The 16,101-nt window shown below is 65.4% G+C and carries 14 protein-coding genes; 12 read left to right on the forward strand and 2 right to left on the reverse strand.

Translation table 11 applies throughout. From position 1 onward, the window contains the following. Window positions 1-19: 19 nt before the first annotated feature. From ABD134_RS13650 to ABD134_RS13685, 8 genes are all read left to right on the forward strand, one after another. The gene (locus tag ABD134_RS13650; protein ID WP_344230311.1) at window positions 20-1,516 is read left to right on the forward strand and encodes a SpaH/EbpB family LPXTG-anchored major pilin; all 1,497 of its coding nucleotides are present in this window, start codon (window positions 20-22) and stop codon (window positions 1,514-1,516) included. A gap of 87 nt (window positions 1,517-1,603) precedes the next feature. Further along, window positions 1,604-2,587 (forward strand): class C sortase, encoded by a 984-nt coding sequence (locus tag ABD134_RS13655; protein WP_344230313.1) that lies wholly within the window; start codon window positions 1,604-1,606, stop codon window positions 2,585-2,587. After that, window positions 2,584-3,309, forward strand: a complete 726-nt coding sequence (locus tag ABD134_RS13660; RefSeq protein WP_344230315.1) for a class E sortase — start codon at window positions 2,584-2,586, stop codon at window positions 3,307-3,309. The genes ABD134_RS13655 and ABD134_RS13660 overlap by 4 nt, the downstream gene beginning before the upstream one ends. A gap of 193 nt (window positions 3,310-3,502) precedes the next feature. After that, window positions 3,503-5,047 carry an IMP dehydrogenase gene (guaB, locus tag ABD134_RS13665; RefSeq protein ID WP_344230317.1) on the forward strand — a complete coding sequence of 515 codons (1,545 nt, stop codon included), beginning with the start codon at window positions 3,503-3,505 and terminating at the stop codon, window positions 5,045-5,047. A gap of 186 nt (window positions 5,048-5,233) precedes the next feature. After that, the gene (locus ABD134_RS13670) at window positions 5,234-6,370 is read left to right on the forward strand and encodes a GuaB3 family IMP dehydrogenase-related protein (protein WP_344230319.1); all 1,137 of its coding nucleotides are present in this window, start codon (window positions 5,234-5,236) and stop codon (window positions 6,368-6,370) included. A gap of 36 nt (window positions 6,371-6,406) precedes the next feature. Further along, window positions 6,407-8,284, forward strand: a complete 1,878-nt coding sequence (locus tag ABD134_RS13675; protein WP_344230321.1) for a glycerol-3-phosphate dehydrogenase/oxidase — start codon at window positions 6,407-6,409, stop codon at window positions 8,282-8,284. A 9-nt stretch (window positions 8,285-8,293) separates the two neighbouring features. Next, the gene (locus tag ABD134_RS13680) at window positions 8,294-9,244 is read left to right on the forward strand and encodes an SURF1 family cytochrome oxidase biogenesis protein (protein ID WP_344230323.1); all 951 of its coding nucleotides are present in this window, start codon (window positions 8,294-8,296) and stop codon (window positions 9,242-9,244) included. Beyond that, window positions 9,241-9,789 carry a DUF3817 domain-containing protein gene (locus ABD134_RS13685; RefSeq protein WP_344230325.1) on the forward strand — a complete coding sequence of 183 codons (549 nt, stop codon included), beginning with the start codon at window positions 9,241-9,243 and terminating at the stop codon, window positions 9,787-9,789. Before ABD134_RS13680 ends, ABD134_RS13685 begins: the two co-directional genes overlap by 4 nt. A gap of 32 nt (window positions 9,790-9,821) precedes the next feature. Here the strand turns inward: ABD134_RS13685 and ABD134_RS13690 are convergent, their stop codons facing one another. Beyond that, window positions 9,822-10,700, reverse strand: coding sequence for a LysR family transcriptional regulator (locus ABD134_RS13690; RefSeq protein WP_344230327.1), 879 nt, complete (start codon window positions 10,698-10,700; stop codon window positions 9,822-9,824). Window positions 10,701-10,747: 47 nt separating this feature from the next. Then, window positions 10,748-11,302: a RidA family protein gene (locus ABD134_RS13695; RefSeq protein WP_344230329.1), complete on the reverse strand. Its 555-nt coding sequence runs from the start codon at window positions 11,300-11,302 to the stop codon at window positions 10,748-10,750. Window positions 11,303-11,594: 292 nt separating this feature from the next. Between ABD134_RS13695 and ABD134_RS13700 the strand changes: the two genes are divergently transcribed. The 4 genes from ABD134_RS13700 to ABD134_RS13715 all read left to right on the forward strand — a co-directional run bounded on the left by ABD134_RS13700 (window position 11,595) and on the right by ABD134_RS13715 (window position 16,041). Beyond that, the gene (locus ABD134_RS13700; protein ID WP_344230331.1) at window positions 11,595-12,452 is read left to right on the forward strand and encodes an ABC transporter permease; all 858 of its coding nucleotides are present in this window, start codon (window positions 11,595-11,597) and stop codon (window positions 12,450-12,452) included. A 159-nt stretch (window positions 12,453-12,611) separates the two neighbouring features. Beyond that, on the forward strand, window positions 12,612-13,544 hold the full coding sequence (locus ABD134_RS13705) for an ABC transporter substrate-binding protein (RefSeq protein WP_344230333.1): 933 nt from the start codon (window positions 12,612-12,614) through the stop codon (window positions 13,542-13,544). 22 nt (window positions 13,545-13,566) lie between these two features. Then, window positions 13,567-14,346, forward strand: coding sequence for an ABC transporter ATP-binding protein (locus tag ABD134_RS13710; protein ID WP_344230335.1), 780 nt, complete (start codon window positions 13,567-13,569; stop codon window positions 14,344-14,346). A gap of 42 nt (window positions 14,347-14,388) precedes the next feature. After that, window positions 14,389-16,041 carry a M24 family metallopeptidase gene (locus ABD134_RS13715; RefSeq protein WP_344230336.1) on the forward strand — a complete coding sequence of 551 codons (1,653 nt, stop codon included), beginning with the start codon at window positions 14,389-14,391 and terminating at the stop codon, window positions 16,039-16,041. Window positions 16,042-16,101: the final 60 nt, after the last annotated feature.

Genomic DNA, 16,101 nt, shown 5'->3' on the forward strand with positions numbered 1-16,101 from the left:
TCCCATGAGGAGAAGCACCATGAAAGCACTGTCCTGCCGTCGCGCCCTGCTGAAGGCCACCACCATCGTCGCCGGCGCCACTCTGGCCCTGGGCGGCCTGGCCCTCCCGGCCCACGCCGCACCCGTGGTGAACGGCGGCGCCGAAGGCTCGCTGACCATCCACAAGTACGACAAGCTGGACACCGCCAGCGGTGTGGCCCACAACGGCACCCAGGTGACCGTCCCCGAGGGCTACACCGCCTTGGAGGATGTCCGGTTCGCCGCCCAGAAGGTCGAGGACATCGACCTGGGCACCAACGCGGGGTGGAGGGAGGCCAGTGAGCTGGCCGTGGCCTTCGACGCCGCCAACGTCCGATACGCCGATGGCGCCGCTGCCGCCGTCGCGGACGCCGGCCACTCCCTGGCAGCGGCCGTCACGCAGACCACCAATGCCGAGGGTGAGGCATTCTTCACCAGCCTGGAGGTGGGCCAGTACCTCATCACGGAGACCGGCTACCCCGCCGGCGTCACCCCCTCCGCGCCGTTCCTGGTCACCGTGCCGCTGACCGATCCGAACAACAACAGCCAGTGGATCTATGACGTCCACGTGTACCCGAAGAACGCCGTCACCACCGCGGATAAGGCGGTCTCCGACGCCGACGACATCAAGCTCGGGGACCAGATCGACTACACGATCACCGGCCAGATCCCGAACGAGGAGATCATCGACGGCTACAAGGTCGTCGACACCCTGGACGCAAAGCTGGGCTACGCGGGCACCCGCGTGAGCCTGTCCAACGGCACGGCCGTGACCGAGGGGACGCACTTCACGGTCACCCACAACGAGTCCAGCAATGCCGTGACGGTCGAGTTCACCGAGGCTGGCCGCGTGGTCCTCGCCGCCCACCACACGGCGGAGGTGCTGGTCCAGATCTCCGCCGTTGTCAACGGGGTCGGCGAGATCTCCAACCAGGCCCACGTCTACCCGAACCGGCCGAGCTTCGATGTCGAGCCCGGCCAGCCCGGCGGGCCGACCACGACCCCGGAGATCGAGACCAAGTGGGGCGGGATCACCTTCCAGAAGACCGATGAGGAGAACCGCGCCCTGTCTGGTGCCCGCTTCTCCGTGTTCGCCTCCGAGACGGATGCCCGCTCCGGCGCGAATCCGATCTCCCTGGGTGGGAAGACCGTGTTCGGCGTCAACGATGAGGGCCAGCTGACCCTCTCCGGCCTGCGCTACTCGGACTTCGCTAACGGCGAGGCCGTGGCGGAGGGTGAGGAGGGCTACCAGTCGTACTGGCTCGTCGAGACCGAGGCCCCTGCCGGCTACGAATTGCTGGCGGCCCCGGTCGAGTTCACGATCACGGCCGGCACCACCACACCGGGCGTGGACCGGGACATCGTCAACGTGCCGAGCAACGCCGGCTTCGAGCTGCCGCTCACCGGCGGCACCGGGACCACGCTGCTCTACGCCGCCGGTGTCCTGCTGGTCGGCGGGGCCGTGCTGATGGCCATCCGTTCACGCCGCAACGCCTGATCGGCGGTCCGGCCGACACCTGGCGGGCCCTGAGGCGGCACCCTTCCCCCGGAAACCACGCACCACACCACAGAACCGCAGGAACCTATGAGCTCCCGGCACCGCCAGATCGACCTTGAGGCACCCGGCACCACGGTTGGTGCCGACGCCACCGCCGACGACCACGGCGTCCATGACGGCCCCACGCGTCGCCGCTGGCACAGGTGGCGCGCCGCCTGGCCGGTGCAGCGGGTGGTGATCGTCGTCGTCGCCGTCCTGGGCATCGGTGTGCTGCTCTACCCGGCGGCCGCCACCTGGTTCTCAGACCACAAGCACGCCACGGACGTCAACGGCTACGTCTCCCAGGTCGAGTCGATGGACTCCGCCGACGCGGACGCACAGCTGGCCGAGGCCCGCCGGTACAACGAGTCCCTGCCCGGCGGGCCACTGCGGGACCCGTGGGCGTTGGATCCGAACGGGCAGCAGACCGCCGTCGGTGACGGGACGAAGACGTACTTCAATACTCTGGACGGGCTGGCCGGTGGCATGATGGCCCGCATCCGGATTCCGAGGATCGACGCGGACCTGCCGGTCTTCCACGGCACGGACGAGGACACGCTGAAACAGGGCGTGGGCCACCTCTACGGCTCCGGTTTGCCGGTCGGGGGAGTGGGCAACCACTCCGTGCTGACGGCGCACTCCGGTCTGGTCGGCTCCACACTGTTCACCGAGCTGCACCTGCTGGAGGCCGGGGACGTCTTCTCCGTCACGGTGCTGGATGAGGTCCTGTACTACGAGGTCGATCAGATCCTCTCGATGGAACCCGATGACACCGACGCGCTGCGCCAGGACCCCGGGGGTGACTACCTCACCCTGATCACCTGCACCCCGATCGGCATCAACACCCACCGGCTCCTGGTGCGCGGCGAGCGGGTGGACGGTCCGGCGGCCGAGGAGGCGGGCGTGGTGACCCTGCCCTCACAGACCCAGGAACCAGGCTTTCCTTGGTGGGCCGTGGGCCTGACCGTCGGCGGTGCGATCGCGGTCATCGCCACCCGTCCTCGGCGCGGCAAGGGTACCCTCGAGGCATGACCAGCACCCTTGATCGGCCGGCCGGGCCTCGAGCTCCGCGGCGGCGAAAGCCGCGGCGCGGAGTGCTCTCCGTGCTGGGCAAGCTGTTCATCACCCTCGGCATCCTGGTGGGCCTGTACGGCGTCTACGAGCTGTTCATCACGGACGTCATCGCCGAATCTGATCGAACCGAGGTCGCCACGCAGTGGCGGGCCGGGCAGGCCCCGGTGGATGACGGCGTGGGCGCGGAGTACCGGGACAACTTCCCGGTGGTCGAGGGCGAGGGCATCCTGGGCATGCTGCACGTGCCCAGCTGGGGGGAGGACTTCGAGGTCCCGATCGGTTCCGGCGACGGCGCAGACGTGCTGGACTCCGGCCAGGTGGGCCACTATGACGCCACCCAGTCGATCGGTGCCGTGGGCAACGCCGGACTGGCCGGGCACCGGACCACCCATGGCAAGCCCCTGCGGGAGGTCCACCACCTGGAGCAGGGCCACGAGATCGTGGTCGAGTCCGCGGACCACTGGCTGGTCTACAAGGTCGTGGCCCAGGACATCGTCAAACCGCACCAGTCCGAGGTACTGGATCCCATCCCGCCGTTCGAGGGCGCCACCCAGGGCCGCTACCTCACCCTGACCACGTGCGATCCCATCTTCGGCATCACCGACCGCTACATCGTCTGGGCTGAGGCCGACTACTGGACCCCGAAGAGCGAAGGCCTGCCGCCGGCGCTGGCGTCCTGAACGGCAGCGGCCCCGGTTGAGCGGAGGTCTCGGGCGGGATCTGCGGAGGGTCTGTGGCGTGGCTCACCGGTGGAATACGCGGGGCGGTCCCGGGCGTTGCACGAGCCACTACATCGAACAACGTCGAACAGACTGTTCCCTGCTGGCGGGCCTAGACTGGGCCCAACCCCGCTGACTGAAAGGCCCCTCGCCCGTGAGTGCACAGATTCCCGGTCCCTCGGTAGACCCGGTGGCCACCGCCGCTGATCCCTTCGGTTTCGTCGGCCTGACCTATGACGATGTCCTCCTGCTTCCGAACATGACCGATGTCATTCCGGCCGAGGCGGACACCTCCACCCGCCTGACCAAGCGGATCACCCTGACGACCCCCATCGTCTCGGCGGCCATGGACACCGTCACGGAGGCGCCGTTGGCCATCTCCCTGGCCCGGCAGGGCGGGATGGGCATCATCCACCGCAACCTGTCCATCGAGGAGCAGGCTGCCCACGTGGACCGGGTCAAGCGCTCCGAGTCCGGCATGATCTCCGACCCGCTCACCGTGGGTCCGGAGGCCAGCCTGGCCGAGCTGGACGACCTCTGTGCCCGCTACCGCGTCTCCGGCCTGCCGGTGGTGGACGCGGACAACACGCTGCTGGGCATCATCACCAACCGGGACACCCGTTTCATTCCTGACGCGGAGTTCGAGCACCGCACCGTGGCCTCGGCCATGACCAAGATGCCGCTCATCACCGCACGCGTCGGCATCTCCCGTGAGGACACTGTCCGCCTGCTCTCCGAGCACCGGATCGAGAAGCTCCCGCTGGTGGACGGCAACAACAAGCTCCAGGGCCTGATCACGGTAAAGGACTTCGACAAGGCCGAGCAGTACCCGGAGGCCACCAAGGACGAGGAAGGGCGGCTGCGCGTCGGCGGCGCCGTCGGCTTCTTCGGTGACGGCTACGAGCGGGCCATGGCGCTCGTGGAGGCCGGTGCGGACGTGCTCGTGGTGGACACCGCCAACGGCCACACGCAGGGTGTGCTGGACATGATCGCCCGACTGAAGAAGGACCCTGCCTCCGCGCACGTGGACGTCATCGGCGGTCAGGCCGCCACCTACGCCGGCGCCAAGGCGATCGTCGATGCCGGCGCGGACGCCGTCAAGGTGGGCGTGGGCCCGGGCTCGATCTGCACCACCCGTGTGGTGGCCGGTGTCGGGGTCCCGCAGATCACCGCCATCTACGAGGCGGCCAAGGCCACCATTCCCGCCGGCGTCCCCCTGATCGCCGACGGTGGCCTGCAGCATTCCGGTGACATCGGCAAGGCGCTGGTCGCCGGGGCCGACTCCGTGATGCTCGGTTCGCTGCTGGCCGGCACCGCCGAATCCCCGGGCGACCTGGTGTTCTACAACGGCAAGCAGTTCAAGGCCTACCGCGGCATGGGCTCCCTGGGCGCCATGCAGACCCGTAACGGCCAGCGCTCCTTCTCCAAGGACCGCTACTTCCAGGCCGATGTGCCGAGCGAGGACAAGCTGATCCCCGAGGGCATTGAGGGCCAGGTGCCCTACCGCGGCCCGTTGTCCGCCGTGGTGCACCAGCTCGCCGGCGGGTTGCGCCAGACCATGTTCTACACGGGCGCTTCCACCATCGCTGACCTCAAGCAGAATGGCCGCTTCGTGCGCATCACCCCGGCCGGACTGAAGGAATCACACCCGCACGACATCATGATGACCGTCGAGGCGCCCAACTACCGGACCCGCTGACGGTCCTTCAAGCGACGCTGGAGCCCACCCCTCGGCCCCAGACGTGACGCTTCGCGGAGGACAGGCTCCGAGTCTCCCTGTCGCCGAGGAGGATGAATCGATCCTCCTATGGTCTGGATGCGTACGGAGATGACGGCCGCTACGTCCTGAACTAACCCGTCCGGCGCCTGCACTAGGCTGGAAAGCGTGAGCAACGAGATCGAAATTGGCCGCGGCAAGCGGGGACGTCGGGCCTACGCCCTGGATGACATCGCGGTGGTGCCCGTGCGCAGGACCCGAGACCCCGAGGACGTGTCCATCAACTGGCAGATCGATGCCTTCAAGTTCGACATGCCGGTGATCGGTGCCCCCATGGACTCGGTCATGAGCCCGGACACCGCCATTGCCCTGGGTCAGCTCGGCGGCATGGGCGTGCTCAACCTGGAGGGCCTGTGGACCCGCTACGAGGATCCGTCCTCCGTGCTCGAGGAGATCGCCTCCTTCGAGCCCAGCAACTATTCGCCGGCGAACACGCGGCGCCTGCAGGAGATCTACTCGCAGCCGATCCAGGCCGAGCTGATCACCGAACGCCTGGCTCAGATCCGTGAAGCCGGCGTGGTGGTGGCCGGGTCCCTGACCCCGCAGCACACGCAGGAGTACTACGAGACCGTGCTGGCCGCCGGCGTGGACATGTTCGTCATCCGCGGCACCACGGTGTCCGCCGAGCACGTGTCCCAGAACCGCGAGCCGTTGGATCTGAAGAAGTTCATCTACGAGCTGGACGTCCCCGTGATCGTCGGCGGAGCGGCCGGCTACACCCCGGCCCTGCACCTGATGCGCACCGGTGCGGCCGGCGTGCTCGTCGGCTTCGGCGGCGGTGCGTCCTCCACCACCCGCCGCGCCCTGGGCATCCGCGTGCCGATGGCCACTGCCATCTCGGACATCGCCGAGGCCCGCCGGGACTACATGGACGAGTCCGGCGGACGCTACGTCCATGTGATCGCCGACGGCGGCGTGGGCAACTCCGGGGACATCGTCAAGGCCCTGGCCATGGGCGCCGACGCCGTGATGCTCGGTGCCGCGCTGGCCCGTGCCCAGGAGGCCCCCGGCCGCGGTTGGCACTGGGGCGGGGAAGCCGCCCACGAGGACATGCCACGAGGGGACCGCACCCACGTCGGCACCGTCGGCAGCCTCAACGACGTGATGTGGGGCCCCAGCCACCACACCAATGGCACCTCCAACCTGATGGGCGCCCTCAAGCGGGCCATGGCCACCTCTGGCTACTCGGACATCAAGGAGTTCCAGAAGGTCGAGGTCCTCGTGGCCCCGACCGGGGACCGCTGAGCCGGACCTGACGGAACCGGCGACGGCCTGAGCGAGATGATCACCACCGGCGCACTGGGACCCGCACACCGAGCCGACACGCTCGCCACCCTGCGGGCCACCACGCCAGAGCGTCCACTGGATGTGCTGGTCGTCGGTGGAGGAGTCGTCGGCGCCGGGACGGCCCTGGACGCCACCACGCGGGGGTTGTCCACGGCACTGGTCGAGGCCACCGACTTCGCCTGGGGTACCTCCTCCAGGTCTTCCAAGCTCGTCCATGGTGGACTGCGATACCTGGAGATGCTGGACTTCCCCCTCGTCCACGAGGCGCTGCGGGAACGGGGCCGGCTCGTGGAGGACATCGCGCCGCACCTGGTGCGGCCCGTGCCGTTCCTGTACCCCCTGTCCAAGCCGTGGGAACGGCCCTATGTGGGGGCCGGCGTCGCGCTCTATGACGGCATGGCCGCCGGGCGCACGGGACACCTTCCCGTCCACAAGCACCTCGGCCGGTCCGCCGTCTCCCGCCTGGCCCCAGGGTTGAAGCCCGAGTCGTACATCGGCGCGATCCGTTACTACGATGCCCAGGTGGACGACGCCCGCCTGGTGATCGAGCTGGTCCGCACGGCTGCCGTCCACGGGGCCCACTGCGCCTCTCGCCTCGAGGTCACCGCGTATCTCAGGTCCGAGACGGGTGGCATCGTCGGCGCGGAGGTCCTCGACCGGGAGACCGGCGAACGGATCGCCGTCCGTGCCCGGCGCGTCATCAACGCCACCGGAGTCTGGACCGGATCCATCCCGCTTCGCCACCCGGATGGCCGCGAGGAGCCGGTGGTACAGGGCATGCCGCGGGTCACTGCCGCCAAAGGCATCCACCTCGTGGTCCCCCGTGACCGGTTCACCTCGACCTCGGGGCTGATCCTGCGCACAGAGAAGTCGGTGCTGTTCGTCATCCCCTGGGACCGGCACTGGATCATCGGCACCACGGACACCCCCTGGCGCGAGAATGTTGATCAACCTGCCGCCTCCAGTGAGGATATCGACTACGTGCTCGAGCGCGCCAACGCGGTGCTCTCGAAACCGCTGGGCCGGTCGGACGTGGTCGGGGTGTTCGCCGGGCTGCGGCCCCTGGTCACTCCGCCGGGTGAGGATGAGCCGCTGGGGGACACCGCTGCGGCCGCGGGTACGGCCAAGGTCTCCCGCGAGCACGTGGTGGCGACCCCGCTGCCGGGGCTGACCGTGGTCACCGGCGGCAAGCTGACCACCTACCGGACCATGGCCGCTGACGCCGTGGACGCCGCCGTCCGAGCTGCCGGTGCCCAGGACACCGGACCGCTGACCGGCCAGGACGTGACCGGGTCGGGGGATGGCGTTCCCGCTTCCTGCACGGCCGACCTGCCGTTGCTCGGCGCACAGGGCTGGACCCCCGCCTGGAACCGGCGCCAGCTGCTCTCCATGGACTCGGGGCTGTCAGCCGCCGTCGTCGAATCCCTGCTGCACCGGTACGGTTCCGGCGCTCCGGAGGTCATCCGGCTGGCCGCGGCCACCCCGGAACTGACCGAGGATCTGCCCGGATTGCCGGGACACCTCGCCGCCGAGGCCGTGCACGCCGTCACGCATGAGGGTGCGCGCTCGGTCCAGGATGTCCTGGCCCGGCGGATCCGTGCGGTGTTCGAGGCGGACGACGCCGGCGCTGCCGCCGCCGTAACGGTCGCCCGACTGATGGCACCCTTGCTCGGCTGGGACGCCGAGCGTGCCTCCGCCGAGGCTGGGCGATACCGGAAGTGGACGCTGGCCCAGCGGGCCACGCAGGAGGCCGGCACGGATGCCGAAGCACATGCCCTGCTGGTCGAGGCGGCCCATGGATCAGTCCGCGATGTGGCCCGCGGTGGTCTACCCGAAGACGTGAGTTCTACGTCCGGTAGAGAAACCGCGTAGTCTGGTGGGGTGCTGAAAACCGCCCTGAAACCCCAGTGGATCGCCGGACTCGTCCTGGCGCTCGTGGTCTCCGCGGTGTTCGTGCTCCTCGGGAAGTGGCAGATGGACAACTCCGCCTCCGCGCCGCCGCCGCTGACGCAGACCGAGACCCCCGTCGAGCTGACGGAGCACTTCGTCCCGGAGAAGGCGATGTACGGCACTGAGGCGGACCAGGTGATCACGATGACCGGCTCCTTCGTCCCGCACACGGACGTGTTCATCCACCCGCGACTGCACGGCGGCCCAGAAGGAGCCGAGGGCTACTGGCTGGTCAGCGCCTTCCAGGTGGACGGCGCCCCGAACGGGGAGGTCATGCCCGTCGTCCGCGGCTGGACCGCGTCCACCACCCAGACCGACCCGGCGCCACGGGGAGACCTGCACATCACCGGGCGGCTGCTGCCCGCCGAGGGGCCGAGCCCGGAGGGCATTCAGCACACCGAGGACGGAACGGTGCTTGCCAACCTGGCCTCGTCCGAACTGATCAACCTGTGGGACGTGCGCTCCTATGCCGGTTATGTGGCTGCCTTCGATGTGGTGACCATGGGCGGCCCGGGGTCTGCCGCGAACGGCCAGGAGGTCGGTGCGAAGGCCGCTGGCGGCGAGTTGGAGCCCGTGCTCGTGGGCCCCCAGCCGCAGGAGACCACCTACAACTGGATGAACATCTTCTACGCCATCGAGTGGGTCGTGTTCGCCGGATTCGCCATCTTCCTCTGGTGGCGGTTCCTGCGGGACGACTACCTGCGCAGTCAGGACGAGGACGAACTCGACCGCCAGTGGGCCGAGGAGTGGAAGGCCGCCGAACTCGAGCGTCGCCGCACCGAGGCCCTCGAGGCCAAGCGGAAGGCCATCGAAGAGTACGAACGTTTCTACGGGGCCTCCACTGGCCCGACGTCAGTCCACCAACCCCAGGAGAATCAGTGACCACCCCGGACCAGCAGCCCCCGGTCGACCCGAACACCCTTCCTGACCCCGAGGACATCACCGAGGCGGATCTGCCCGCACCTCCGCCGCGGCCGGAGAAGAGTGCTCCGCGGCGGTTCGCGGGCACGGATCAGCAGATCAAGTCGGCCCTGATGATGTACAAGATCTGTGCGTGGATCACCGGCATCATGCTGCTGCTGCTCGTCGGCGAGATGATCTTCAAGTACGGTTACGGTACCGAGCTCTATGCTGGCGGCATCCTGGCCGACGGCTCAAGGAACGGCTTGTCCCTTCAGCCGGAGGACTCGGTGACGGGCGGGCTCAACCTCTCCATCGCCGTACTCATCGCCCACGGATGGCTCTACGTGGTCTACCTCGTTGCCGCATTCCGCCTGTGGTCACTGATGCGCTGGAACGGCTTGCGCCTGCTGGCCATCGCCGGCGGTGGTGTGGTGCCCTTCCTGTCCTTCATCGTGGAGCAGCGGGTCCACCGCGAGACCCTGCAGGAACTCGCCGACCATCCCGAGGCCCTTCGCCGGTACTGATGTTCAGGAGGGCGTCTCCTGGTTGTGCCTGCTCACACGAGTGCGTCCGGCCGGAGTTCCTGCAGAGTTCGGTGCACGAGCGGACGCCTGTCATCCTGGCGCCAGATCGCATGAAGCTCGACCGGTTGTGGCTCTGGCGTCATAAGTGGCGCGAACCGGACGGCGCCGAAACCCAGCTGGGACGCTGAAGCAGGGACGATGGCGATGCCCCGACCAGCGGCGACCAGACCGACCATGGTCACAATCTGACTCACCGTGTGCGTGTACTTCCACCGGGACACGGGCAGCAGGCGCACGACCATGTCATAGAAGTACGTCGCGTCCAACGGGGAGTGCATGATGAGGTCTTCATTCGTGAGGTCATCGGCCGAGAGTGGACGAGTCCGCCGTGTCAACGGATGTTCCGCAGGAATGGCCGCAACCAGGGCCTCACTTGTCAGAAGCCGGGACCTGTAGATCTCCGGGTCCACGACTGGACGAGCTATGGCGATGTCAATCTCTCTGTTGTCCAGCGCCGTGAGCTGATCCCGGGTGACCATCTCCCGTAGCTCCACTGAGACGTCCGGCATGACGTCGGAGAGCCGGTTGAGCACAGCACCCATCAACCCGAAGGCACTCGCCGCCGTGAAGCCGATCCGAAGGACTCCGACGGATCCGGCAGCCACGAGCCGCGCGACTTCGGGGGCGGCAGTGGCCACCCCCAAAAGGCGACGAGATTCGACGAGGAACGCCTTGCCCGCCTCTGTCAGATCAACGCGACGATTGTTCCGCTCGAACAGTCGCACTCCGATAGTGGCTTCCAGCCGTTGTATCTGCCGGCTCAGGGGCGGCTGCGTCATGCGCAGACGGTCGGCCGCTCGGCCGAAGTGCAGTTCTTCGGCGACGGCGATGAAAGCGCGAACTTGATCCAATGAGTAACTGATAGGCGAACGGTATCACCAGTGGAATGAATCCCCCGTCATCGATGCACTGATGGACCGTTGTTGCCGGGGCCGGCTGAAACAGGTTTCTCAGCCTTTGGGCGGAGGCCGACGATCAGTTCGATCTCGACCAACGCATCAGCGGGTAGGCGCGGGACACCCAAAGCAGTACGAGCGTGGCGACCGGCCGGACCCAGAGCAGCCTCGAGGAAACGCGAGGCGCCTTCCATGACGTGGGGATGCTCGGTGAATTCTGGGGTGCAGGCCACATATCCGTTGAGTTTCAGGACCTGAGCTACTTGGTCCAGGCCGACCACGTTGTCAAGGTGTGCCAAGGCATTGGCCGCACAGAGTTCAGCTGCAGCGAAGGCATCCGTGCTGGTGTTTCCGTCACCGGCACGCCCCGTGAAGGCCAGGCGGCCATCCTCCTTGGGGATTTGGCCGGACACAAAGGCCACATCCCCCCAGACCATCACAGGGGTATAGGTGAAATTCGGTGCCGCTGGTGACGGCAGACGGATGCCAGCACGGGACATCCTCAGCCTGACATCGTTGCTGTCATGCTCGCGTGTTGACATCTGAGGCACAGTCATGGGTCTTCCTTCAGGAAATTTCTACGGATGGCGCCAGTTTTGCGTGTCGAACAGAACCTGTCCACGTCCACTTCGGACCCTCTCAATACTCCAAACGCATCAATCATCGTCCGTTGAGTAAGGGATTTGTGATGCTAGCAAGGCATTACTGAATACCAAAGCGGTGTTAGACAGGTATGGAATGACCTTCAATACTGGGTGGTGCGCTCTTGAGTGATCCATATCACCGTCAGGCAGGCGGGAGCGTGTTCGACAAGAGCAAGCCTTCGAATCGGAATGCAACGGAGAAGCCATGAGCCAGGCAACGCCAGTGAAGAACGAAGTCCCGTTGGGCATCGCTGAGACCCATGCCCCGTCACAGGGGGGCCAGACGGCCCGGCGGGGGCCACGCATGCCTCAGGGAGCGTCCAATGCAGTGAAGGCTGTGGTGGGCATCGTGGGTGTGCTCGCGCTATGGGAGCTCGTAGTCCGCCTCCTTCAGTTGCCGGACTACCTTATGGTCGGACCGATCTCCGCAGTGGAAGCGTTCTTCTCCAGGCCCTCGTACTTCGTCGAGAATGCCTTCATCACCGTGCAGGAAGCGCTGGCCGGATTCGGTCTCGGGACCCTGCTAGGGGTGGTGTGCGGGGCCGCGCTCTACTACATCCCGGCGATGCGCCACTTCCTCTACCCCACGCTCATCGCCATAGACACGATTCCCAAGGTGGCGCTAGCCCCACTCTTCATAGTCTGGTTTGGTTTCGGATTCGAGTCGAAGGCCTTCGTCGCCATGGCAATCGCCTTCTTCCCGCTCGTGATCAATACCTTTGACGGCCTGTCGTCGGTGCCCAATGAGCTGAAGGAACTGGCCCGGATTAACAAGGCCAGCCGCTGGATGCAAATGACCAAAATCGAGTTCATCTATGCGCTGCCTTCCATCTTCACGGGTGCGAAGATCTCCATCTCGCTCGCTGTGGGCGGAGCGGTCGTCGGTGAGTTCATCGCCGGGTCCTCCGGCCTCGGGTATGTGATCCTCCTGGCCAACAGTCAGGTTGACCTGCCTTCCATGTTCGCTGCCTTCATGGTGCTTGCGACCATCTCGCTCACGCTCTTCTTTGTCATCAATATGGTGGCTACCAAATTGCTTCCGTGGCGCAATAATGTCAAATAGAGAATCCGACTAATCAGAAATGCAGGGATCAAGATGAAAAAAACTCTGGGCACGCGTGCAGTCTTCGCCGCAGCCTCCCTAGCCTCAGTCAGTCTCGTCCTTAGTGGTTGTTCAGGAGCATCTGAAGGCTCAGAGGGAGAATTGGAGGACGTTACCTTCATGGTGGATGTGGCCTTCCTCCCCAAGCACGCGCCGTTCTTCTCAGCCGCGGCTCAAGGGTTCTTCGAAGCAGAAGGCATCTCGTTGGAGATCATGCCGGGATCGGGATCGAACAACACGGTGACGTCTGTTGATACGGGTCGTGTGGACTTCGGCTGGGCGGACTACGGGGTCACGATCCTCAACAAGGGTGAGGGCGCTTCCGTCAAGCAAGTCAACCTCGTCCAGGGAATGTCCGCCTATGCCACCTTGGCCCTGCCGGACAGTGGCATCAGTGACTGGTCGGACCTTAAGGGAAAGACGGTGGCGACGGAGGGGGCAGGCGCGATGACAGCCATGTGGCCGCTTGCGGTGGAAGGGGCGGGGCTTTCGGAGTCGGACGTGGAAGTCGTCCATGCGTCCGGCGAGTCGAAGATCCCGGGGCTCCTCGCGAACCAATGGGATGCGAATATCTCACTCTTCGTCTCTGACGAGCCTGTTCTTATCGGTGAAGGGATCGAGCCGGTGGTACTCAAGTGGGCGGACGTTGGGGTCAGCTACTACGGCAACGGGATCGTGGCCTCGGAGGGCACTATAGAGGCTGATTCTGATTTGGTGTCCCGTTTTAATCACGCGATGCAGCAGGGCTACCTATGGGCCTGCCAGAACCCTGAACTGGCGGCAGCGGACTTTATGGCCGAAGTCCCGGGATTCACGGCGGAGACGGTGGAAGCCGCCATCGATGGGCAGTGCAGTCTGAGCTGGTCACCGGAGAACGAGGAGCTCGGTTTCGGAGCGATGAGTGACGAAGGCGTGCAGGATTTCATCGACGTCGCGGGTGACTATCTCGGCCTGGAGGATCCGGAGGGGTTGGACCCGAGCTCTGTGTACACGAATGAATTCCTGATGGACATCGAACGAGGCGACGAGATTTCGTTGCCGCAGGCCAACTAGACAGAGCAGAACGGAGTGAACCATGGATGATCAACCAGTCATCAGCGTGCAAGACGTCGGCATGACATACAGGTCGCGAGACGGGATGGAGAACACTGTCCTGCAGGGCTGTAGCTTCGATGTCGCGCCCGGCGAGTTCGTGTCGATTGTCGGCCAATCGGGCAGCGGCAAGACGACCCTGCTGAAGATCATCTCCGGCTTGGTGCAGAACACCGCCGGGGAGGTTTCAGTAAGGGGACTCGACGTGAGTGAAGCCCTTCGTGACATTGCGATGGTGTTCCAGAGTCCCGTCCTCCTGCCCTGGAGAAACAACCTCAACAATGTCATGCTCCCGATGGAGTTCCGGAAGAAGGTGACCAAGGACAGCCGGCAGCACGCTTTGGAACTCCTGGAGATGGTGGGGCTGGGAGACAAGGCCAACAAATTCTCCTATGAGTTGAGCGGTGGCATGCAGCAGCGGGTCGCCATCTGCCGGGCACTGGTCTCCCATCCAGAGATCCTGCTCATGGATGAACCGTTCGGGGCGTTGGACGCCATGACCCGAGATTCGATGAACATCGAGCTGCAACGCATCTGGCAGGAGACCAAGCGAAGCGTGCTCTTCGTGACCCACAGCATTCCCGAGGCGGTGTGGCTCGGTGACCGCGTCGTCGTTGTCGGCGACAAGCCTGGCCGCATCATCGCCGATATCCGAGTGCGCCTCCCGCGGCCCCGGACCAAGGCGGACCGTTTTACGGAGGACTTCGCCCAGTACGTGGCGGAAGTGGAGTCCCTCATCGGCGTCTCCGGAGCCATCAGCTAGTCCTCGGGTCGAACCCGAACACCATCCCAAGGAGGAAATCCCATGTTGCGTATCGTATGCGACGCTGAGGCCGTCGCCGCTAGATTCGGTTTCGAGCCCCTGAGTAGTCTGCTGTTCACGGCGATCCGGTTGGACTCGCATCGCTTCGTCACCCCGCTGATCGCCGAGGGTGACGGCGCAGACCTTTTGTTGGTCAGGCAACAAGAACAAGGGAATGTCCTGTCCGCCGGTGTGGACCCCGAACGGATCCGGTTCTACGACCCATGGGTCACCATCGATCAGCGCATCATAGAGGACACCGAAGCCGCGTCTTCCCTGCCCTCTCTCGTCAAAGAGCTGTCCCAAGGCAAGGCTGTCGAGTTGGATCCACGCGCCCCCTACATCCACTATGTCGGCATCGCCGGCGAAGTGGACGTCAAGGTCACCGGAGCAGCGAAAGCGCGGCCCGTGGTTGCCTATGCGGTCGATCAACAAAGCGTCCTCCAGCGATTCGCCTCCTGGAGGCAGGAGGCAGTCGAGGTCGCGAGACGGGTCGTTGACGCGGTGCCGAGCCTCGCTGGGCTGGAAGGCGAGCTGACATCCGACCGGGACTCCCGGTTCGACGCCATCGGGTCACTGGCGATGGAACTGGATGTTGATGCGATCGTCGTGTCATCACCGCCGAATTTCTCCGAGCTCACGGGAACTCGGGCCAGGGTGGGAGCCATCGCGCTGTGGAATGCCTCGGACCGTCAAGCAGTGATCATTGCCGATGAGAACGTCACAGATATACCCGGTGAACCCGTCGGGCGTTTCCAGTCGGCGGCAGACGCCGTCGTCAGTATCGCTGGGACCGGCCGGCTTGCTTTTGAAGAGCAGTGGGAGAGTACCGAGTTCGCACTTGATCTGATGGAGCGAGGAAGCACTCTGGTGTCAGCCTCGAAGTCACTTGGATCCTGGCGGGACCTGCGTGATCACGAGGACTTGGCCTTCCAGGTGATTGCCGCACGCGCCAGCGTGAATGCCATCGAGGATACAGTCGCCTGGGTTCACCAACAGCTCGACGATGGCTGTTCTATCACAGAGCTGGATGCCTACTCCATGTACCTGCAGTATGTACAGGAGTTCCGGGTGCAGAACTCCGTCCCCTTCGCCATCGAACCGTACTTCACGAATCTCCATTCGTCTTCGCGCATGCTATTTCCGGGCCCCCCTGTTGATTTCCCGATCAACGGGGACACGAAATGCGTTCAGCTAGATGCCGGCGTCAAGGTGACTGTGGATGGTGTGGTTATGGGAACGTCGGACATGGCGCGTTCCATTCTGCGTAGCGACAACGGTCGGGAGGCCTATGATCTGCTGACCCAGGCCGTCCGGGACGGCATCATCGCTCACCTCCGCCCAGGCGTCGTGTGTGAGGAGGTCCATGCGCATACTCTGAGGTACCTTGAGGGGCTGCGTCCGCGCATGATCGAGATCGGCCTTCTTGGAGCGGACGTCGACTTTGACGCCGAGTACTCCAAGCGCAACGTCGGTCACTTGATGGGCAAGCAAGAGTCGTTCGCCAATGAGCTACGGCCTGGCTACACACATGAACTGACGGTGGGAAGTTATGGTGCGGCGGAGATTCCCTGGCGCTACGGGGACCATGCGATCGGAACCGAGGATCTCTGGTACATCGGCCAGAGCAGGACGTTCAATTTAACACTGCGGTAGAAGACCATTCTCACAAGGTGAGTCCATGCGGACCCGCCACTCCTGCCGGAGTGGCGGGTC

It is taken from the genome of Citricoccus alkalitolerans, assembly GCF_039528175.1.
GTDB lineage: Bacteria > Actinomycetota > Actinomycetes > Actinomycetales > Micrococcaceae > Citricoccus > Citricoccus alkalitolerans.

What these genes read in the sequence shown, in the direction of transcription:
- ABD134_RS13700 (WP_344230331.1), top strand. Translation starts at nt 11,595, where the DNA reads ATGAGCCAGGCAACGCCAGTGAAGAACGAAGTCCCGTTGGGCATCGCT.
- ABD134_RS13695 (WP_344230329.1), bottom strand. Translation starts at nt 11,302, where the DNA reads ATGACTGTGCCTCAGATGTCAACACGCGAGCATGACAGCAACGATGTC.
- ABD134_RS13715 (WP_344230336.1), top strand. Translation starts at nt 14,389, where the DNA reads ATGTTGCGTATCGTATGCGACGCTGAGGCCGTCGCCGCTAGATTCGGT.
- ABD134_RS13705 (WP_344230333.1), top strand. Translation starts at nt 12,612, where the DNA reads ATGGTGGATGTGGCCTTCCTCCCCAAGCACGCGCCGTTCTTCTCAGCC.
- ABD134_RS13655 (WP_344230313.1), top strand. Translation starts at nt 1,604, where the DNA reads ATGAGCTCCCGGCACCGCCAGATCGACCTTGAGGCACCCGGCACCACG.
- ABD134_RS13650 (WP_344230311.1), top strand. Translation starts at nt 20, where the DNA reads ATGAAAGCACTGTCCTGCCGTCGCGCCCTGCTGAAGGCCACCACCATC.
- ABD134_RS13710 (WP_344230335.1), top strand. Translation starts at nt 13,567, where the DNA reads ATGGATGATCAACCAGTCATCAGCGTGCAAGACGTCGGCATGACATAC.
- ABD134_RS13675 (WP_344230321.1), top strand. Translation starts at nt 6,407, where the DNA reads ATGATCACCACCGGCGCACTGGGACCCGCACACCGAGCCGACACGCTC.
- ABD134_RS13660 (WP_344230315.1), top strand. Translation starts at nt 2,584, where the DNA reads ATGACCAGCACCCTTGATCGGCCGGCCGGGCCTCGAGCTCCGCGGCGG.